The sequence below is a fragment of the Achromobacter sp. CF-sbj1-Ac2-l genome (assembly GCF_052698165.1).
Genome location: NZ_CP199855.1, coordinates 892619 through 911926, shown reverse-complemented (window position 1 = coordinate 911926; position 19308 = coordinate 892619). Strand labels below are relative to the sequence as shown.

Here is a 19308-nt window from a genome sequence, read left to right as displayed (position 1 = left end):
ATTATAGAGAAGCCGCGCCAGACGCCCAGCCTTATGTGCGCGCAACCCAATTTTCCGCAATATTGCCCTTCTGACACGGATCTTCCTTGAAAAACGATCATGACCCCCGCCTGGAGCAGATCCGCGCCTGGCTGCAAGGCCTGCCCGCCGCCCTGGGACTGGCGGTGGACAGCCTGCGCCCCGCCTCCGCCGACGCCAGTTTCCGCCGCTATTTCCGCCTGGACGCCGCCGGCCGCACCCTGATCGTGATGGACGCGCCGCCCCAGCATGAGGACTGCCGCCCGTTCCTGCACGTGGACCAGTTGCTGCGCGACGCCGGCCTGAACGTGCCCGACGTGATCGCGCAGGACCTCGACCAGGGCCTGCTGCTGCTGTCCGACCTGGGCGAGCAGACCTATTACCAGCGCATCCAGGACGGCGTGGACGACGCCCGCCTGCAATCGATGTACCGCGACGCCCTGGCGGCGCTGGTGCGCCTGCAGCAGGCCCAAACCACCGGCCTGGCCCGTTACGATACCGGGCGGCTGGCCGACGAACTCAAGCTGTTCCCCGAGTGGTACGTGCAGAAGCACCACGGCGCCACGCTCGACGACAAGACCGCGCAGGCCCTGGAAAAGATCTTCGCGCTGCTCTCGGCCAGCAACGGCAACCAGCCCACCGTGCTGGTGCACCGCGACTACCACTCGCCCAACCTGATGCTATGCGACCAGCCGCAATACGGCCCCAACCCGGGCGTCATCGACTTCCAGGATGCGCTGGCCGGCCCCATCACCTACGACCTGGCGTCGCTGGTGACCGACGCCCGCACCACCTGGGAAGAACCGCAGCAGCTCGACTGGGCCATCCGCTACTGGGAAATGGCGCGCGCCGCCGGCCTGCCGGTCGACGCCGACTTCGCCGAATTCCACCGCGCCTATGAATGGATGGGCCTGCAGCGCAACCTGCGGATCCTGGGCGTCTTCGCCCGCCTGAACCACCGCGACGGCAAGGCCCACTACCTGGCCCACATGCCGCGGGTGAACGGCTACGTGCGCCAGGTGGCGCAGCGCTACGGCGTCTTCACGCCCCTGCTGCGCCTGCTGGACAAGCTCGACGACCGCCAGGTCAGCGTCGGATACACCTTCTGATGCGCGCCATGATCCTTGCCGCCGGCCGCGGCGAACGCATGCGCCCGCTGACCGACCGCCTGCCCAAGCCGCTGCTGCCGGTCGGCGGCAAGCCCCTGATCGCCTGGCACCTCGAACGGCTGGCCGCGGCCGGCTTACAGGACGTGGTCATCAACCACGCCTGGCTCGGCCACGAGATCGAACGCGCGCTGGGCGACGGCGCGGCCTTCGGCCTGCGGATCCGCTACTCGCCCGAGGCCAGCGCCCTGGAAACCGCCGGCGGCATCGCCCAGGCCCTGCCGCTGCTGGGGCCGGACCCGTTCCTGGTGATCAACGGCGACATCTGGTGCGACTGGGACCCCGCCGCCGCGCCGGCCCTGGCGACCGCGCTCCCGCCCGCCGGCGCCTGGCTGCTGATGGCCGACAATCCGCCGCAACACCCGGCCGGCGATTTCACCCTCACGGCCGACGGCCGGGTCGAGGACGGCGGCGAGGCCCGTTTGACCTTTTCCGGCATCGGCGTCTACCATCCCATGCTATTCGCGGGGATTGCCCGCGGCACGGCCGCGCGGCTCGCGCCCCTGCTCCGGCAAGCCATGGAACAGGGCCGCGTCCGTGGCGCCCGCCACGCCGGCCGATGGGCCGACATCGGCACCCCCCAGCGGCTGGCCGACCTGGACGCCGAACTCCGCCGCGGCGCGCCGTGAGTCCGGCCAATGCCCACATATTTCACAATATCAAGGTGCGCAACGAGGCTTGTCCGCGCGCCCATCGCCCCGGCTTAACCGGGTATTCTCTGACGCTTTGACTGGTGCGCGCGGCGCAGGGTCAGGCAACACACAGGACGTTTTCTAGGAATGGGGATGTTTGGAAGATCGCAACGGGCCGTATTCAAGCCCTCCGTTTACCAACCGGGCCAACGCACGCGCCGCATGCCGCGCTGGCTGGTCCTGCTGCTGGTGGGCATTGCCCTGGGCGCGGGCGGCGTGCTCTTCCTGCAGACCAACTACGGCCCGCAGCGGCTGACCGTCGAGCAATCCGAACAACTGCACAGCGAACTGAGCGCCTCCAAGCTCGAGAACCAGCGCCTGCAAAGCCAACTTGAAGAGGCCACGCAGCAACGCGACGCCAACAAGTCCGGCCACGAAAAACTCACCGCCGACCTGGCCGACGCCCGCGCCAGGCTGGAAACGCTGAACAAGGAACTGGTGCTGTTCCAGGACGCCATGCCGCCCGATCCCCGCGGCGGCAACCTGGGCATCCGCTCGGCCACTTTCAAGCGCCAGCCCGGCCAGCTCGACTACCAGGTGCTGGTGATGCGCGAAGAGCGCAATGGCGCGCCATTCAAGGGGACGCTCACCTTCTCCATCGACGGCAGCTACCCCAACGGCCGCGCCGCCACCATCACGCCGGAAGGCCCCACGCTCAACGTTGACCGCTACGACTACGCGCTGGGCCAGTTGAAGCTGCCCGACGGCTTCACTCCCAAGGTCGTGGTGCTGCGCGTCATGGACGGCAGCCAGAAGCAACAGGCCATGCGCATCTACTACGTGCGCAACTGAGCGCTGTCGCGCGCCGACAAGACCCGCCCGCCCCGGCGGGTTTTTTTTGCCGCGGCCAAATGGTTGCGCACACAACCAATCCGACGATATAGTTGCGCAAACAACTAATATCCTGGAGACAGCATGGCACTCCCAGCCCGCGTGCCCGTCCTGATCGTCGGCGGCGGTCCGGTCGGGCTCACCCTGGCCGCGCTGCTGGCGCATTACGGCATCGCCTCGCTCACGCTCGAGGCCGACGACGGCTATTGCAGCGGCAGCCGCGCCATCTGCATCTCGCGGCGTTCGCAGGAAATCCTGGGCTGGGCTGGCGCCGACGCGGCGCTGACAGCCACCGGCCTGCCCTGGAGCGGCGGGCGCAGCTACTACCGCGACCGCGAAGTGCTGCACTTCGAAATGTCGCACGACCCGACACAGCGCTTCGCGCCGATGGTCAACATCCAGCAGTACTTCGTCGAGGAATACGCGCACCAGGCCATGCTGCGCCAGCCCGGCCAGGCCGTGCTGCAGTGGTCGGCCCGGGCCGTCTCGGTGCGTCCGGGCCCGGACGGCGTCGACGTCGAGGCCGAGATCGACGGCCAGCATCACACCGTGCGCGCCAACTGGCTGGTGGCCTGCGACGGCGGCCGCAGCAGCGTGCGCGACGCGCTGGGCCTGAAGCTGGAGGGCATGCAGTACGACGGCCGCTACGTCATTGTCGATATCGAACAGGCGTCCGACCGCCCCGTCGAACGACTGGCCTGGTTCGATCCGCCGTCCAATCCCGGCTCCACCCTGTTGATGCACCGCCAGCCCGGCAACGTCTGGCGCGTCGACTACCAGATCCGCGACGACGAGGATGCCGCCGAGGCGGTCAAGCCGGAGAACGTGCTGCCGCGGGTGCAGAGCCATCTGGACATGATCGGCGAGACCGCGCCATGGAAGCCGCTCTGGATCTCGCTCTACAACGCCAAATGCCTGACGCTGGAACGCTACCGTCACGGCCGCGTGCTGTTCGCCGGCGACGCCGCCCACCTGGTGCCGATCTTCGGCGTGCGCGGCCTGAACTCCGGCCTGGACGATGCCGGCAATCTTGCCTGGAAGCTGGCCTGGGTGCTGCGCGGCCAGGCTTGCGAGGACCTGCTCGACAGCTACAGCGGCGAGCGCGTCCACGCCACCCGCCAGAATCTGGCCTACGGCGCCAAGAGCACCGAGTTCATGGCGCCGCCGGATTTCGGCTTCCGCCTGATGCGTGAGGCCGCTCTGCGGCTGGCCCTGACCGACGAACGCGCCCGGCCGCTGATCAATCCGCGTCAATCCGCCCCCATCTCGTATGACGGCTCGCCGCTGAACCTGCCTGACGGCGCGCAAGGCCAGCCACTCGCCGCGGCCCCCGGCCAGCCCGCGCCCGACCTGCTGCTGGCCGACGCCGACGCGTCGCCGCGCTACCTCAGCGCCTGTTTCGGCCAGGGTTTCGTGCTGCTGGCCTGCGCCGCGGACGCCCGCGCCGCCCAGACCCTCCGCACGCTCGCGGCCATCACCCGGCACAGCGCCAGTCCGTTGCAGGCCATCGTCGTCGACGGACCGGCGCCTGACGCCTGGCGCGACCCGCACCGCCACCTGCGCGAGCGCTTCGGCGCGCAGCCCGGCACGGTCTGGCTGCTGCGGCCGGACGGCTATGTGCTCGGCCGCTGGGCCATGGCGGACGAGCGCGTCCTGCGCGCCGCGCTGGCCCCCTACTATCCGATGATCGCCCCCTCGCCCCGGGAGCCACAAGCATGAGCAATGATGAACTGGACCGGGTGTACACCCTGATGGCGCAGGCCCTGACTCGCGTCGGCCCCACGCAGGCGCCGCTGTTCCTGTCGATCCTCGGCCTGTCGGCGCTGGCGCGCCTGCCGGATGCCGAGGCCGCAACCGCCCTGCTGGCGCAGGCCGAGGCGGCCAGCGCCGCCCCTGTGGCACACTATCCCGCCGCCACCGCCGATCGCCCGACGTGACCACGCCCGCCCTCGAACGATTCCTGACCTACCGCCTGCACGTGATCAACAAGATCACCGACCGCGACACGAATCGTGCCTATCTGGAAGACTGCGGCATCCCGCTGGGCGAGGCGCGCTGCCTGGCCGCGATCGGCCGCTACGCGCCGCTCTCGGTCAACGACCTGGCGCTGGCCGCCAACCTGAACAAGGGCCAGGCGAGCCGTTCGGCGCAGGCCCTGGTCGAACGTGGACTGATCAGGAAAAAGGACTCGGCGGCCGACGGCCGCGGCGTGGTGCTGTCGCTGACGGCCGCGGGCGATACCCACTACCGGCGCATCATCGATCTGATCGCGCGCCGCAACCAGGAGATCTTCGGCTGCCTCAGCGCCGACGAACAGCGCCAGCTCGGCGACATGCTCGACCGCCTGATCGCGCATCAGCGCGACCCCTCCGGCACGCGCGAAGGCTGATCCGTCTAAGCGGCCGCTTTCGGCGCGGTCGCGCCCATCTGCGCGGCGGCCTCGTCCATGAACTGCGCCATGCGCACGTCCAGCTCGGTCACGCCGCCGGCATCGTGCGTGGTCAGCATCACGTCGACCCGGTTGTAGACGTTGGTCCATTCGGGGTGGTGGTTCAGCTTCTCGGCGAACATCGCCACTCGCGCCATGAAACCGAAGGCGGCGTTGAAATTGGCGAAACGGAAGCGCTTTTCGATCGCGTCGCGCATCGCGACGGCCTGCCAACCGGACAGGGCCGCGATCGCGATATCGGTGCCGATGCGGGCAGGGGGAAACATGCTCATGGCGAACTCCAGGAAAAGCCAGGGAAGAGCGCCGCGCCGTTCGCGTCGGCGACGGCCCGGCGCCATCACGGCCATCGGCATGCCGTCGGCGCATGATGGGCGCGGCGCCCGCATGCTACTACTGCTTGACTGCGTACAGGTAGATCTCGACCCGGCGGTTCAACGCCCGGCCGTCGGCGGTGGCGTTGTCGCCGATCGGGTCGTTGGGCCCGCGCCCTTCGATCGTCAGCCGCGTCGCCGCCACGCCCTGCCGCGACAGATACTCCGTGACGCTGCGCGCCCGGTTCACGGACAAGGTCTGGTTGTGCGCCAGCGCGCCCGTGCTGTCCGTATGGCCCACCACCTTGGCGCGCAATTCGGGATGCTGGTTGAGCGAGCGCGCCACGCTGTCCAGCACCGGCAGCAACGCCGGCTTGAGGTCGGTCTTGTCGGTATCGAACGACACGTTGCTCGGGATGTTGACCTTCAGGCTGCCATCCGGCATCTCGACCACGTCGATGCCCAGCGAGGTCGCGCCGGACTTCTGCACGTCTTCCTTCACCACCTTCCAGTTGTAGCCGATCAGGCCGCCGGCCACGGCGCCGATGCCGGCCCCGACCGCCGCGCCGGTGCCATGGCCGATCAGGGCGCCGATGCCGGCCCCCACGGCCGCGCCCGCCCCGGTCCCCACCGCGGTGTTGGTCTGCTGTTGCGTGGCACACCCCGCCACCAGCACACCCATTGCCGCGACTACAGCGATACGCTTGAGCATTGTTCTTGATTGCATGACAACCTCCACGATCCTGTCGGTGCGCCGGCGGATGCCGGCAGGGACCATGTTAAGGCCTGTCCCGCCCGCTGCGGGAATCGCGAGCGCGCAACAGTTTGTACCGCCCCCGGCTAGCGCACCGCCGCGCCCGCGCCGAACCCGGCCAGCCACGGCAACGCGTCATCCAGTCGCGGCGACTGCGCCTCGGGCGCCGGCGCGCCTTCAGGCAAGGCCAGGCCCACGCGGTTGTGCCAATAGGTGCGCAGCCCCACCTTGCTGGTGCCGAACAGGTCGTAGCCTGAGCCGGCCACGAACGCCGCCTGCGTGGCCGGCACCTCCAGCCGCGCCAGCGCCAGTTCGTAGGGCCGGGGATCCGGCTTGTAAAAGCCCGCTTCTTCCGAAGTCACCACCACATCCCAGTCCACTCCGAGCAGACCCGCCGCGCGGTGCCCCAGGCGTCGCGAACAGTTGGTGACCACGCCCAATCGGCAGTGCGGACGCAGCGCCCGCAGCAGCTCGCGCGCGCCGTCCCAGACCGGCAGCCGGTCCCACTCCGCCTCCAGCGCCGCCGGCGCGCTGGCCGGCAGCCCCACCGCCGCGGCGGCGGTCTCGACCAATTGCTCATAGGGCTGGTAGGCGCCACAGCCATACGTCAGGCGCAGATACTCTGCGCGCCAGGCGCGGCCGCGCGCCTCGGCGCCGGCCGCGGCATTCCACACCGTCCAGGAATCCAGCAGCGCGGTCAACAGATCGAACAGCACCGCGCGGGGATAGGCGGCGGACGGGGCAATTACAGGCATGGGGGCACTCCTTGGATTCGATGCCCTCACTATAGAGAGGACATCGCTCGCGGTGATTTAGCCAGGATGCAATCACCATTCAGTCCAGGCTTAATCCTGTCTGCCCGCCGATGGCGTACTTCGCGGCGCCCGGACCCGGCGGTGCGCCGTGATACCGCCCCACGGGCCGCCCCACAGGCCGTCCCGCGATGGCGTTTGCAATTCCATCGGACAACGATACAATTGCCCGCCTAACGATTGCATTTGCAATCGTATTTCCCCTGGCGGGCCGACTGGCAACCAAACTTACGACGCTCGCCCCATCCGGACTTTGCAGCATGCGTCTCTTGAACATCGAATCTTCCCCCCGTGGCGCCCGCTCGGCGTCGATCGCCATCGCCCAGTCGTTCCTGGCCGCCTGTCGCCAGGCTCACCCCGAACTCGAGGTCGACACCCTGAACGTGTGGGAAGAAGACCTGCCCGACTTCGACAGCCGGGCGATCGGCGCCAAGTACAAGGGCGTCGCCAAAGCCCCGCTGGACGATGCCGAGGCCACGATCTGGGCCCGCATCACCGAACTCGCCCGGCGCTTTCAGCAGGCCGACCGGATCGTGCTTGGCGTGCCGATGTGGAATTTCGACTATCCGTACAAGCTCAAGCAACTGATCGACCTGGTCAGCCAGCGCGGCATGCTGTTCAGCTTCGACGGGCGGGCATACGGCCCGATGCTGAGCATCCCGCGCGCCCTGGTCATCCACGTCCGCGGCCAGGGCCACGACCCCATCGCCTATCCCGCCAGCCCCGGCTTCGCGCACCAGGCCGACTACCTCGACTTCTGGCTGAAGTTCATCGGCGTCAAGGAAGTGCGGCGCCTGATGGTCGAACACACCTGGGACGCCCTGGCCACGGACACCATCGCGCAGGCCAGGATCAGCGCGAGCGCGATCGCGCAGGATTTCTAGCGCGACGCCAGCGGCAGCGGCCGGCCCCGAGCCATGGGGGGCAAGCCCGAGGGCGCCCACAGGCCTGGAAAGTCACCGGCGCGCGGAAAATGAAAAAGGCCGTCGACGTGAAAAAGGCCGTCGACGTGAAAAAGGCCGTCGACGATTAACGTCGACGGCCTTCGAAATTTTGGTGGGCTGTGAGTGGCTCGAACACTCGACCTACGGATTAAGAGTCCGCTGCTCTACCAACTGAGCTAACAGCCCTGCATGTTCAATCACAACCACTACTCGGTAAACGCCGCTTTCGCGTTGTCGCCGCTGCGTTTGTTGTGTTTGACCAGCGAAGAAGCGAGATTATAGGGACCTTTTTTTAATTGTGCAAGTCCATTGCAGATAGACCCCAAAAAAAGACGCGGGCCCTTCGACGCGGGCGCCCTCGCCCTGGCCTCATGCCGCGCAGGGAGCGCCGGATCAGGCTGCGTACCCGCCGTCCACCGCCAGGCTCGCACCCGTCACGTAGCGCCCGTCGGGGCCGGCCAGGAACGCCACCATGCCGGCGATGTCGCGCACTTCGCCATAGTGCGGCAACGACAACACCGCCACCAGGTCGCCCGCACGCTCGCCATCGGCCGGATTCATATCGGTGTCGATCGGACCCGGATGCACCACGTTGGCGGTGATGCCGCGCGCGCCCAGGTCTCGCGCCAGGCCGCGCGTCATGCCCAGCAGCGCCGACTTACTGGCCGAGTACAGTGTCACGCCGGCGCGGCCCGAGCGTTCGGCCAGGCAACTGCCGATGTTGATGATGCGGCCGCCGTCCGGCATCGAGGCCTGCGCCGCCTGGATCGCGACAAACGGCGCGCGCACGTTGATGTTCATCGTGCGGTCATAGTCCTCCAGCGTGACCTCGTCCAGCGGGCCGGCCAGGAAGATGCCGGCGTTGTTCACCAGCACATCCACCGGGCCCAGTTCGCCGATGGCCTGCTCCACCGCCCGCCGCACTTGCGCCGGATCGGCCGAGTCGGCCTGGATGGCTCGCGCGCGTCGTCCCTCTGCCTCGAGTTCGCGCGCCAGCGCCTGCGCCGTGTCGCGCGACGAGGCGCTGACGTAGGTAAAAGCCACGTCCGCGCCTTCCGACGCCAGGCGGCGCACGATTGCCGCGCCGATGCCACGGCTGCCGCCGCTCACGAAAGCCACTTTTCCGATCAGGTTCTGCATGGATTCACCATAATTTGTAGTGTTCAGTACAAATATCATCGACTGCCGCCAAGCGGCCGTCAACGATTTTTTATCAATCAACACAAAATAACTCTCGCGAGTAAAATCCGGGTCATGGCAGAACGTGGGCGTCCCAGGAACTTCGACCGGGCCCAGGCCTTGCGCAAGGCCATGGAAGTCTTCTGGTCGAAGGGATATGAAGGAGCATCGCTAACCGATCTGACGGCCGCGATGGGCATCAACTCGCCCAGTCTCTATGGCGCATTCGGCTCTAAAGAGGGACTATTTCGCGAAGCGGTGCAGCTTTACCGCGACACCGACGGCGCCGCATCGCGCCGCGCGCTGACCGACGCCCCCACCGCCCGCGCGGGCATCTGCGGCATGCTGCTGGCGGCTGCCGAACGCTTCACCACCCCCGGCGCTCCGCCGGGCTGCCTGATCGTGCTGGGCGCGCCGGCCGGCGCCGACACCGACGCCGGCGTGGGCGTGTTCCTGGGCGACAATCGGCGCGAAATGCAAGGCCGCATCCTGGCCCGCCTGACCGCCGGCGCCGCCGCCGGCGAATTGCCCGCCGGCACCGACCTGAAAGGCTTGGCCGCGTTCTACACCACCATCCTGCACGGAATGTCGATCCAGGCGCGCGACGGCGCCAGCCGCAAGACCTTGCAAGCGGTCGCGCGCCAGGCGATGTGCGCCTGGGATGCGCTCGCCGGCCTGCCCCATTCCGGCCCGCCCCCAGGCCGCGCCCACGCCTGACGGTCCTACCTTCCATGCTCCGCCTCGACCTCCGGCGTCTCATCCTATGGATCAGCCTGCTGTCGATCTTCCTGGTGCTGGCCGCGGGTCTGCATGCCAGCTACCTGGTGCAACGCGACCTGCTGTTGCACAACGCGCTCGAAAGCAACCGTGTCTATGCCGCCAAGCTCGCCGCCACCACGGAATATTTCCTTGCTGACCTGCGGCGTCACCTGGCCTACAGCGCCGACATGCTGGCCGACATGGAGACCCACCCGGAACTGATGTCGTCGGAGACGCGGCGCCAGGAAGAGCAACTGGGCCATTTCAATTCCAGTTTCGTGGTGTCGGCGCAGGGCAAAGTGCTGGCGGTGTCGACCTCCTACCCGCAACTGATGGGCCAGCAGATGACCAGCGACGCCGCCCGGACCGCCCTGAGCACGCGCCGGCCGTTCATCAGCGAACCCTTCCGCGCCAGCACCGGCCGCTGGCTGATCCTGTACACCCATCCGATCTTCTCGCGCGACTACCGCTATCTCGGCTATATCGCCGGCACGCTCTACCTGCACGAAGACAACGTGCTGGATCGCCTGCTCGGCCAGCATTTCAACCGCGACGACTCGCTGCTGTATGTGCTGGCGCGTGACGGCACCCTGATCTATCACCCCGACCGCAGCCGCCTGGGCAGCATGTCCGCGAACAAGACCGCCTTGGCCGCGGCGCTGCGCGGCGAAACCGGCGAAGCGCGCTTCACCGACGCGACGGGCACCGAGATCCTGGCCGGCTTCGCGCCGGTGCCCAGCACCGGCTGGACCATCGTCGCGCAGCGGCCGGTGGCCAGCACCCTGCTGCCCCTGAACGACCTGCTGATGGCGACCGCGCGCAACACCCTGCCGCTGCTGCTGATCTCGATCCTGCTGATCTGGCTGCTGTCGCGCTGGATCGCCCGCCCGCTCGGGGAACTGGCCAGCATCGCCAAGCACATGCAGGATCCCGACTCGGCCGAGCGCATCCGCAAAGTGCGTTCGTGGTATTTCGAAGCCTCGCAGCTCAAGCGCGCGCTGCTGATGGGATTGAACTCGATCCAGCACAAGATCCGCGACCTGCGCCGCGCCTCCACCACAGACACCCTGACGTCGCTGCTGAACCGCCGCGGCCTGAACGAAGCCATGGCGCTGCTGCAGGCCGCCGAGACGCCGCTGGCCATCGTGGCGCTGGACATCGATCACTTCAAGAACGTCAACGATCTGTACGGCCATGCCGCCGGCGACCGCGCGCTGCAGGTGCTGGCGGCGTTGCTGATCGAGGGGTCGCGCAGCGGCGACACGGTCGCGCGCAGCGGCGGCGAGGAGTTCGTGATGCTGATGCCGGGTGCGCCGCTGGCGGCCGCGGTGGCCACGGCCGAGCGACTGCGCCAGAAGCTGGAGGCGCTCGGCACCGAAACCGGCCTGCCCGCGCCGATCACGCTGTCGGCCGGCGTGGCCTGCTACCCGGAGCACGGCGCCACGCTGGATGAGGTGATCCAGCGCGCCGACCGCGCCCTCTACTACGCCAAGAACCACGGCCGCAACGCGGTCTGCGTCGCCGACAACCAGGCGCGCGACGGCGCCCGCATGGCGTTGCCGCGCTGACGCCGCCTACTTGCCCTTGGGCGCCGGCGCCTTGGGCGGGGTGCGCATCTGCTTGAGCAGCGTGCCGCAGGAGTTGTCGTCGGAGGTGCTGGGCGCGATCAGCGCCAGCAGACCCGCCGCCGGCGTCAGGATCACGCCCAGCGCCACCATGCCCGCGCCGCGCGCCGCCAGCGGCCCCACGTGCACGCCCACGTCCGGCTTGCCGAAGGTGCCGCGCACATACAGCGGCGAACGCAGCGAGAAAATGCGGAAGCCCTTGCTGTCGGGCGTGATGTCCAGGTCGAGCCTCTCGTTCTTGAAGTCGGTGGTGCCGGTGATGTTGATCAGCGCGTTCTCGGTGTCGAACACGAACACGCGCGGCGTCATCACGCCGCTCTTCATCTCCAGGTCGGCCGCGCCGCAGTTGATCTTGACCTCGTCGTCGCCGAACAGCTTCGAGACGACGTAGTTGCCGACGTTCAGGCCGGCAATCTCCATCAGGCTGCGGCTGATGACGCCATCGTTGACCAGCATCTTCACATCGCCGCTGGCCGAGCCGAGCAACGCGGCCACGGAATTGCCCGTGCCCGACAGCGCCAGGTCGCCGTTCAATTCGCCCAGCGCGCTCTGCATCGACTCCGCCGACGGGAACAGTTGCTTGAGCCGCAATCTCCGCGCGTGCATCTCGACTCGCCCCGTCAGCGGCGCCTTGGATCCGTCCAGCCGCACGGTCGCCGCCATGTTGCCGCCGGCCATGCCGAAGCGCAGCGGATCGAGCGTGAGCTGGCCGTCCTGCAGGATCAAGTGCACCGTCAGGTCCGTCAACGGCAGCTTGGCATCGTGCACGATGCGGCCGGCCTCCAGCGCCACATCGGCGTCCATGTCGCGCCAACGGTCGGTGCGGAACGCCTGGGTCGGCAGCACCTTGCCGTTGGGCGGCTTGGCGGGGGCGTCCTTGGCTTTGTCCTGGGCCGGGGCGGGCTTGCCGGACTGCACGCCGATCAGCGGCCCCAGGTCGGCCATGCGCAACTGCTTGGACGACAGCTTGCCGGTCAGTTTCGGACGCGGGGCCGCCAGCGAGAACGTCACGTCGCCATGCAGGTCGCTGTTGCCGACGCGGCCATTGAAATCACGGTATTCGAACACCGCGCCGCCGGCGTGGCGCAGCCTGGCCACCAGGTGGCCATCGGTGGAATACGGTGGGGTGTCGGGCAGCGTCACGCCGGTCAGCGGATACAGTTGCGCCATCGAGCCGCCCGACAGCTTCAGACGCAGGTCCAGCGCGCCCAGGTTGGCCGGGTCGGTCAGGGTGCCGGTGATGGCCGCCTTGGTGCCGCCGATCGACACGTCGGCCTGCACCGGGAACGGTTGCTTGGGATCCTGCAACGCCAGCATGCCGCCGACCTTGCCTTCGCCTTTGGTGGGAAGGTTCTTGAATTTGCCGTCGACCTTCCAGCCGAAGACATAGTCGCGCGGCGCCGCGGCGGCGGCGTCTTCGGGCACGAAGGCCGCGCCGGCCACGTCGGCGAATGGCACGGGCTTGCCCAGCGGATCGACCAGCACGGTCAGGTCCGCCTGCAGGATCGCATCGGACAGGCCGACGCTGCCTTTGTCGAAGCCGATTTCATTGATGTCCAGCACCCACGGCGAAGGCTCGCCGGTCTCGGGCAGGGTGAATACCCAGTTCGCGCGACCGTCAGCCAGGCGCTCGAGGTCGGCGGCGGGCTCGGTCAACTGGATGCGCCGGATCACGACCCGGTGGGCCAGCAGCGGCAGCGGCGACAGGCTGAACTCACCGCGCTTGAGGGTCGCGAACTCCGGCACCCTGGCCCATTCGGTATTGGCGACGCTGATGTCGTTGGCCACGATGTGCGGCCATGGCACCCATGCGCGCCAACCGCTCTCGTCCGATTCACGCGACCATGTCACGGTCAGGTCGCCATTGATGGCGAACGGCCGTCCGATGGCCGCGCTGACGCGTTCGTTGATCATCGGCCGGGCACGGTTCCAGTCGAAGGTGGCGACCAGCACGACCAGCACCGCCACCAGGACGACGAGGCTGCCCACAATCCCGACCGCTATTTTTGTTTTGCGCGTCATCGTTATTATCCTTGCCGTTGCCGCCGGAGCGCCGATGCACCGGCCCTATTTACCCTAAAGGGTAGCGCGCCGCGCGCGGCGGGTTAAGCTTGCGGGCCCCATAATGTGTACGGATTTTTCCGTGTCATAGAGCGCGGTCGGCAAAAGTTACAAAGCCGCCCCCGCGGGATCCCGCCGTTTGCCCCCGCACGGAAGGATTTCCACCGTTTTTTTGACGCCCGCCCTGTTCAAATGCGCGGCGATCGACCGGCAACCGTCCTGGCGGCGGCGCAGTAGTATTACCTGGAGGCCCGATGCGGCATTCGAGCTTGATTTTCGTGGTGGCGGCGTTCGCGCTACTGACCCTCAGCCGCCTGGCCCTGGCCGCCTGGCAATGGCAGCGCGTGCGCAACGCCGGCGGCCTGGCTCCCCTGCTGCTGGGCGGGCTGCGCATCGACGCGCACCAGATCGGCGTGCTGGGCGCGCTGCCGATCGTGCTGTCGCCGTGGCTCGGCCACCTGCCGTTCGCCGCCACCGCCGCCGGCATCTGGTATCTGGTCGCGTTCATCCTGCTGGCGTTCCTGGAAGTCGCCACGCCGCCCTTCATTCTCGAATACGACACCCGTCCCAACCGGTTGTTCGTCGAATACCTGAAGCACCCGCGCGAAGTCTCGGGCATGCTGTGGCGCGGCTACAAGGGCGCGCTGCTGGGCGGCTTTGGCGCCCTCGGGCTGATCGGCTGGGGCGGCTATGCGCTGTTCGGCCACGCCGAGCCCGACGCGCAACTGGCCTGGTGGCAGATGCCGCTGGCCAGCCTGGCGCTCCTGGCGGTGGTGATCCTGGCGATCCGCGGCACCCTCGGCCACCGGCCGATCAACCCGTCGTCGGTGGCCTACAGTTCCGACGGCATGCTCAACACCCTGGCCCTGAACTCGCTCTATAACGTGTTCTACGCCGTCTACAGCATGAAAAACGAAAAGTCGGCCTCGGCTGTGTACGGCGGCATGGACGACGATGACATGCAGCGCCGCGTACTGACGCAGGCTGGCCTGCCCTATCCGCCGGCCAACGCGGAATACCCCAGCCTGCATCGCCAGCCCGCCAGCCGCAAGACCGCGCGGCCGCTCAACCTGGTCATCATTCTGGAAGAGAGCCTGGGCGCGCAGTACAGCGCCGGCCTGGGCGGCATGGATCTGACGCCCGAACTGGACGCGCTGGCGCGCGACGCCTGGACCTTCACCCGCGCCTACGCCACCGGCACGCGCTCGGTGCGCGGCCTGGAGGCGGTGGTGACCGGCTTCCTGCCCACGCCGGCGCAGGCCGTGCTCAAGCTGCCGCGCTCGCAACGCGGCTTCTTCTCGCTGGCCGACCTGCTGGGCCGCCACGACTACCACTCGCGCTTCATCTACGGCGGCGAATCGCACTTCGACAACATGAAGGGCTTCTTCCTGGGCAACGGCTTTCGCCAGATCGTCGACCGCGAGGACTTTATCGATCCCGCCTTCGTCGGCACCTGGGGCGCGTCCGATGAGGACATGTTCAACCAGCTCGACCGGCTGCTGCGCGAGGACGGCGACCAGCCCACCTTCACGCTGGCCTTCAGCGTCTCGAACCATTCGCCCTGGGAATACCCGGCGGGCCGCATTCAGACCGAAGGCAACCCGGCCACGGTGGAAAACACCGTGCGCTACGCCGACTGGGCCCTGGGCCGCTTCTTTGAACGCGCCAAGGCGGCACCGTACTGGGAAAACACAGTCTTCCTGATCGCCGCCGACCACGACTCGCGCGTGTTCGGCGCCAGCCTGGTGCCGGTGCGCCACTTCCATATTCCCGCCGTGATCCTGGGCGCCGGCATCGAACCGCGGCGCGACGACCGCCTGATCAGCCAGATCGACCTGGCGCCGACGCTGCTGTCGCTGATCGGCGTCGATACCGAACACCCGATGCTCGGCCATGACCTGACCCGCAGCACGCCGGGCCGCGCCATCATGCAGTACGACAACACCTATGGCTACCTGAAGGAAAACGACCTCCTGGTGCTGGCGCCGAACAAGACCCCGGTGCAGTACCGCTACACCGCGCCGGAAGACTATGCCCCGGCGCCGCTGGACCCGGCGCTGGCCGACGAGGCGCTGGCGCACGCGCTTTGGCCCAGTTGGGCCTACCGCGAAGGGCGCTACTGCATTCCGGGCGCGGCCGCCGTGGCGCAGGATGCAAAGGCGCCGGCCGCTGCCGGATAGGCGCCGCAGGAGACCGGCGATGCGTGCCGGCCCGCCGCCACGTTATGCACAGGCGCCTAGCCAACGGGCCGCCTCGTGCCAGCCCCCCTTGTGTCGGCCGCCTTGGACCAGCCACCTTACGCCAGCCACCTTACGCCAGCCGCCGGTTCGCCGGCCGCCGGAACGCCTTGCGCGCCTGCTCGCTGAGACCGTGGCAGTGGCAGTCGGGATGATGGTCGTTGACCATGCCGACCGACTGCATGAAGGCATACACCGTGGTCGGCCCAACGAACTTCCACCCCAGCTTCTTGAGGGCCTTGGACAAGGCCTCGGATTGCGCCGAGGTCGACGCGCCGCGCGTGGACGGGGATCCCGGGGGCGCCTCGAAACGCCAGAAGAACGCTCCCAGCGACCCTTCGCGCTGGATCATCTCCAGCGCCCGCTGGGCGTTGTTGATGACGGCTTCGATCTTGCCGCGATGGCGCACGATGCCGGCGTCGGCCAGCAGCGCCAGCACCTGCTTTTCGCCAAACCGCGCGACCTTGGCCGGCTCGAACGCGGCAAAGCCGCGGCGGAAGGCCTCGCGCTTGTTCAGGATGGTGCGCCAGCTCAGGCCCGACTGGAATCCTTCCAGGCACAATTGCTCGAACAGGGCGCGGTCGTCGCCTTGCGGACGGCCCCATTCGTTGTCGTGGTACGCCATGTATTCGGCGGACGTGTCGACCCAGGCGCAACGGGCGAGGCCGTCGGAAAAGTCGGAGTTGGCGGTCATGGGAAAGGGTCCTGGCGGCTATCGGGTTTCCGATGCTACCGCAGCAACGTCCCCAAAAAAAGTCGTAGCGGCCGCAAGCCGAATCCAGCTACTATTTCCCACCCTGATCCCGCGCCGGCCGTGTCCGAGCGCGTCCCGGATCGGCCAGGCGGGCTTGCGGCATGCAAGCCCGTTTTGCGTCATGCCGGGACCGGACAGGCTTTCGGATCCCCGCCATGTCCCTGCTCGAGACAGCCGCCCTGACCCTGGTGTCGCCCGCCCTGCTGGCCGGCGACAGCAACCCCGCCACCAATCCCTGTCTGGACTGCGGCGCCTGTTGCTCGCATTTCCGGGTGTCGTTCTATATCGGCGAGCTGGCCGGCGAAAACGGCGGCCAGGTGCCGCTCGACCTCGTGACGCAGATGAGCCCGCTGCGCGCCTGCATGAAGGGCACTGAAATGGGCGGCGGCCGCTGCATCTCGCTGCGCGGCGAACTGGGCCGACCCGGCATCCACTGCGCCATCTACGAGAACCGCCCGACGCCCTGCCGCGAGTTCGACATCTGGATGCCCGACGGCTCGCCCAATCCCGACTGCCAGCGACTGCGGCTGGCGCTGGGCCTGCCCGCGGTGCCGCCGCGGCCCGACGCGGAAAACGATCCCCAAGGCCCGTCGCACCCCAACCAGCCCGACCAGCCGGCCGCGGCCTGATTCGCCTGCCGCCCTAGCGGGCGGCGACCAGCATGCCCTCTGCGCCCGCCTGCGCCTCCTGCCCCCGCGCGAGCCGCGGCGCATTGTCGCGACGCCGCACGCGCACGATGCCCGGGTCCTTGCCCAGGAAACTCAGGACGTTCTGCATCACGCGCTCGCGCTCGTGATCGACGCAGATCATGTGATAGCTGTCCTGCAGCAGCACCACCGACGCGCCGGGAATGCGCGCCCCCAGCAGCCGCGCCGACCGCGGGCTGGTCAGCTCATCCTCGACTGCGTGCATCACCAGCGTCGGGCAGCGCATCCGCTCCAGGCCGCGCTTGACCATGCCGCGCAGGCGATCGACCTGGCGCACGCAGGCCAGCGGCACCCATTGGTAGTGAAAGCCGTCGCCGCGCGCAAAGCCCGCCTTGATGAAGGCCCGCACCAGTTCGCTCTTGACGCCGTAGGGGTCTTCTTCCTCGACCCGGATGCGTCGCGGCACACCCGGCACGTGATACAGCAGATAGCGCAGGCCGCGGTACCAGGGCGTGCTCCAGCCATCCAGGAAAACCGGCGCCGACAGCGACACCAGCGCGCCGCGGGTGTGCGACTCGCGCTTGCACAGTTCGACCGCCAGCAGGGCGCCCAGGCACATGCCGATGACGTGCACCACCTCGTACTGCTCGCACAGCTCGCGATAGCGCCGGGTGACGACGTCCATCCAGTCCTCGACCCGCACGTCCAGCAGGTCCTCGGGCCGCCCCGCGTGCCCGGGCAGCGTGACGCCATGGGTTTGCACCCCGGCGCGCGCCAGCACCTTGTGAAGCGAGCCCATGTCGAATTCCGTGCCGCCCAGGCCGTGGATCAGCAGCGCGCCGGTACGCGGGGTCGTCACGGCGTGCTCCCGGCGGCGGCGTCGAGCTGCCAGGCGGCGCGCGTGGCCGCCAGCAGGCGCGCCAGGACGTGGGCGAAGGCGAGGACAGCCGTCGGAGCCGCGGCGGCGCCGGCGCTCCCGGCCGGCGGGAAAGCGAGGAAAGGTTGGCAAGTCATGGAACACCCTTGATGCATGGCGGGCAGGACGAGAAGACCTGTCCTACCCTGCCGCCATGGTAGGCAAAGGGCATCCGCGAAGATCCGCAAATCTGTCGGGAAAAAGTGAAGATCCGTAAAGGCTGGCCAGGGCTGGACGGCAGCCAGCGGCGCGACCGCACCCCCTGCCTGGCGGCTTACTCCCGGCCGGCGAGGTAGCGCGTGGGCGTCATGCCGAAGGCGGCGCGGAAGCTGCCGATGAAGGCGCTGGTGCTCTCGTAGCCGACCGACAGCGCGGCTTCGGTGACCGAGCCGCCGCGGCACAGCATTTCCAGCCCGCGCAACAGGCGCGCCTGCTGGCGCCACTGGCCCAGCGTGACGCCGGTTTCCTGACGGAAGCGGCGCATCAGGGTGCGCGTCGACATGTTCAGCCGCTGCGCCCATTCGTCGATGCCGGAGGGGTCTTCGGGCGTGCCCAGCAGGGTGTGGGCCAGGTCCTGCAGGCGCGGATCGTCCGGCATCGGCAGCAGCACCGGGGCATGCTCGCGCTGCTTGACCTCGACCAGCAACACCTCGAACAGTTGTTCGAGATAGGCCTCGGGCAGCTCGCCGGGCGCACTGGTGGTAAAGCGCTCCATCAGCGCGTCGATCAGGCGCGAAGACGGCCACGAGCGGCAATGATCCGGCAGCCGGGCGCAGGCGTCGGGCCGCACGTACAGGAACGAACCGCGCGCCTCGCCGAACCAGCGCGCCGCGTGCGAGACCCCGGGCGGAATCCAGCCCAGGCTGCCCGGCAGCACCGTCCAGACCTCGGCGCCCGACTGCACCATCACCAGACCCTCATGCACCAGCACCAGCATGCCCTCGTTGTGCACGTGGTCGGGCACCGACAGCCCCTTGGATGCGCGCGGATGCCGCATGCTGAACGGGGTCAGCAGGACATCGGGCAAGGCGTTGTGGACCACGGTCACGCGCATGGTTGGCAGATTTGAGCTACAGGTTGACGGAATTCCGTTAGCGGGGCCACTTGAAAATGTACATCATTCTCATCATTCGGGCATCGCCCCCGGCATGGA

20 protein-coding genes and 1 tRNA gene are annotated in these 19308 nt (G+C 68.3%); 11 read left to right on the top strand and 10 right to left on the bottom strand.

Annotation, left to right across the window (positions count from 1 at the left end; translation table 11 throughout):
* The first annotated feature begins 86 nt into the window (after positions 1-86).
* The 6 genes from ACUDCK_RS04225 (at position 87) to ACUDCK_RS04200 (ending at position 5096) form a co-directional block, all read left to right on the top strand.
* Entirely contained in the window at positions 87-1127 is a 1041-nt protein-coding gene (locus ACUDCK_RS04225; protein WP_064526485.1) for an aminoglycoside phosphotransferase family protein, read from the top strand.
* Positions 1127-1813: an N-acetylmuramate alpha-1-phosphate uridylyltransferase MurU gene (gene murU / locus ACUDCK_RS04220; RefSeq protein WP_064526488.1), complete on the top strand. Its 687-nt coding sequence runs from the start codon at positions 1127-1129 to the stop codon at positions 1811-1813. Before ACUDCK_RS04225 ends, murU begins: the two co-directional genes overlap by 1 nt.
* Positions 1814-1969: 156 nt before the next feature.
* A complete protein-coding gene (locus ACUDCK_RS04215) occupies positions 1970-2668 on the top strand; it encodes a DUF6776 family protein (RefSeq protein ID WP_054501868.1) in 699 nt (232 codons plus the stop codon).
* Positions 2669-2791: 123 nt separating this feature from the next.
* The gene (locus tag ACUDCK_RS04210; protein WP_175168163.1) at positions 2792-4426 is read left to right on the top strand and encodes an FAD-dependent monooxygenase; all 1635 of its coding nucleotides are present in this window, start codon (positions 2792-2794) and stop codon (positions 4424-4426) included.
* Complete coding sequence (locus ACUDCK_RS04205) at positions 4423-4644, top strand: hypothetical protein (RefSeq protein WP_054501870.1); 222 nt, start codon at positions 4423-4425, stop codon at positions 4642-4644. The genes ACUDCK_RS04210 and ACUDCK_RS04205 overlap by 4 nt, the downstream gene beginning before the upstream one ends.
* The gene (locus tag ACUDCK_RS04200; RefSeq protein WP_054501871.1) at positions 4641-5096 is read left to right on the top strand and encodes a MarR family winged helix-turn-helix transcriptional regulator; all 456 of its coding nucleotides are present in this window, start codon (positions 4641-4643) and stop codon (positions 5094-5096) included. Before ACUDCK_RS04205 ends, ACUDCK_RS04200 begins: the two co-directional genes overlap by 4 nt.
* A gap of 5 nt (positions 5097-5101) precedes the next feature.
* Here ACUDCK_RS04200 and ACUDCK_RS04195 read toward each other — a convergent pair whose 3' ends face one another.
* From ACUDCK_RS04195 to ACUDCK_RS04185, 3 genes are all read right to left on the bottom strand, one after another.
* Positions 5102-5428: a 4a-hydroxytetrahydrobiopterin dehydratase gene (locus ACUDCK_RS04195; protein ID WP_054501979.1), complete on the bottom strand. Its 327-nt coding sequence runs from the start codon at positions 5426-5428 to the stop codon at positions 5102-5104.
* A gap of 118 nt (positions 5429-5546) precedes the next feature.
* Positions 5547-6194, bottom strand: a complete 648-nt coding sequence (locus ACUDCK_RS04190; protein WP_054501872.1) for an OmpA family protein — start codon at positions 6192-6194, stop codon at positions 5547-5549.
* A 113-nt stretch (positions 6195-6307) separates the two neighbouring features.
* Complete coding sequence (locus tag ACUDCK_RS04185; RefSeq protein WP_054501873.1) at positions 6308-6976, bottom strand: HAD family hydrolase; 669 nt, start codon at positions 6974-6976, stop codon at positions 6308-6310.
* Positions 6977-7293: 317 nt separating this feature from the next.
* On the opposite strand from ACUDCK_RS04185, the gene ACUDCK_RS04180 reads away from it, so the two are divergent.
* Complete coding sequence (locus tag ACUDCK_RS04180; protein WP_054501874.1) at positions 7294-7917, top strand: FMN-dependent NADH-azoreductase; 624 nt, start codon at positions 7294-7296, stop codon at positions 7915-7917.
* A 170-nt stretch (positions 7918-8087) separates the two neighbouring features.
* Here the strand turns inward: ACUDCK_RS04180 and ACUDCK_RS04175 are convergent.
* Positions 8088-8163, bottom strand: a tRNA-Lys gene (locus ACUDCK_RS04175).
* A 207-nt stretch (positions 8164-8370) separates the two neighbouring features.
* Positions 8371-9117 carry an SDR family NAD(P)-dependent oxidoreductase gene (locus ACUDCK_RS04170; protein ID WP_144657139.1) on the bottom strand — a complete coding sequence of 249 codons (747 nt, stop codon included), beginning with the start codon at positions 9115-9117 and terminating at the stop codon, positions 8371-8373.
* A 114-nt stretch (positions 9118-9231) separates the two neighbouring features.
* On the opposite strand from ACUDCK_RS04170, the gene ACUDCK_RS04165 reads away from it, so the two are divergent.
* On the top strand, positions 9232-9873 hold the full coding sequence (locus tag ACUDCK_RS04165) for a TetR/AcrR family transcriptional regulator (protein ID WP_054501876.1): 642 nt from the start codon (positions 9232-9234) through the stop codon (positions 9871-9873).
* Between the two features lie 14 nt (positions 9874-9887).
* Entirely contained in the window at positions 9888-11483 is a 1596-nt protein-coding gene (locus ACUDCK_RS04160) for a GGDEF domain-containing protein (RefSeq protein ID WP_054501877.1), read from the top strand.
* 6 nt (positions 11484-11489) lie between these two features.
* Here the strand turns inward: ACUDCK_RS04160 and ACUDCK_RS04155 are convergent, their stop codons facing one another.
* Positions 11490-13562 carry an AsmA family protein gene (locus tag ACUDCK_RS04155; RefSeq protein WP_175168162.1) on the bottom strand — a complete coding sequence of 691 codons (2073 nt, stop codon included), beginning with the start codon at positions 13560-13562 and terminating at the stop codon, positions 11490-11492.
* 293 nt (positions 13563-13855) lie between these two features.
* Here ACUDCK_RS04155 and ACUDCK_RS04150 point away from each other — a divergent pair, with 293 nt between their 5' ends.
* The gene (locus tag ACUDCK_RS04150) at positions 13856-15781 is read left to right on the top strand and encodes an LTA synthase family protein (protein ID WP_336236209.1); all 1926 of its coding nucleotides are present in this window, start codon (positions 13856-13858) and stop codon (positions 15779-15781) included.
* Between the two features lie 130 nt (positions 15782-15911).
* On the opposite strand, the gene ACUDCK_RS04145 is transcribed toward ACUDCK_RS04150, so the two are convergent.
* Entirely contained in the window at positions 15912-16532 is a 621-nt protein-coding gene (locus tag ACUDCK_RS04145) for a DNA-3-methyladenine glycosylase I (protein ID WP_175168160.1), read from the bottom strand.
* A gap of 215 nt (positions 16533-16747) precedes the next feature.
* On the opposite strand from ACUDCK_RS04145, the gene ACUDCK_RS04140 reads away from it, so the two are divergent.
* Complete coding sequence (locus ACUDCK_RS04140) at positions 16748-17221, top strand: YkgJ family cysteine cluster protein (protein WP_054501881.1); 474 nt, start codon at positions 16748-16750, stop codon at positions 17219-17221.
* Between the two features lie 13 nt (positions 17222-17234).
* Here ACUDCK_RS04140 and ACUDCK_RS04135 read toward each other — a convergent pair whose 3' ends face one another.
* The 3 genes from ACUDCK_RS04135 to ACUDCK_RS04125 all read right to left on the bottom strand — a co-directional run bounded on the left by ACUDCK_RS04135 (position 17235) and on the right by ACUDCK_RS04125 (position 19209).
* A complete protein-coding gene (locus ACUDCK_RS04135; protein WP_054501882.1) occupies positions 17235-18098 on the bottom strand; it encodes an alpha/beta hydrolase in 864 nt (287 codons plus the stop codon).
* A complete protein-coding gene (locus tag ACUDCK_RS04130; protein ID WP_155755566.1) occupies positions 18095-18253 on the bottom strand; it encodes a hypothetical protein in 159 nt (52 codons plus the stop codon). Before ACUDCK_RS04130 ends, ACUDCK_RS04135 begins: the two co-directional genes overlap by 4 nt.
* Before the next feature lie 176 nt (positions 18254-18429).
* On the bottom strand, positions 18430-19209 hold the full coding sequence (locus ACUDCK_RS04125) for a helix-turn-helix domain-containing protein (RefSeq protein WP_081273549.1): 780 nt from the start codon (positions 19207-19209) through the stop codon (positions 18430-18432).
* Positions 19210-19308 lie beyond the last annotated feature (99 nt).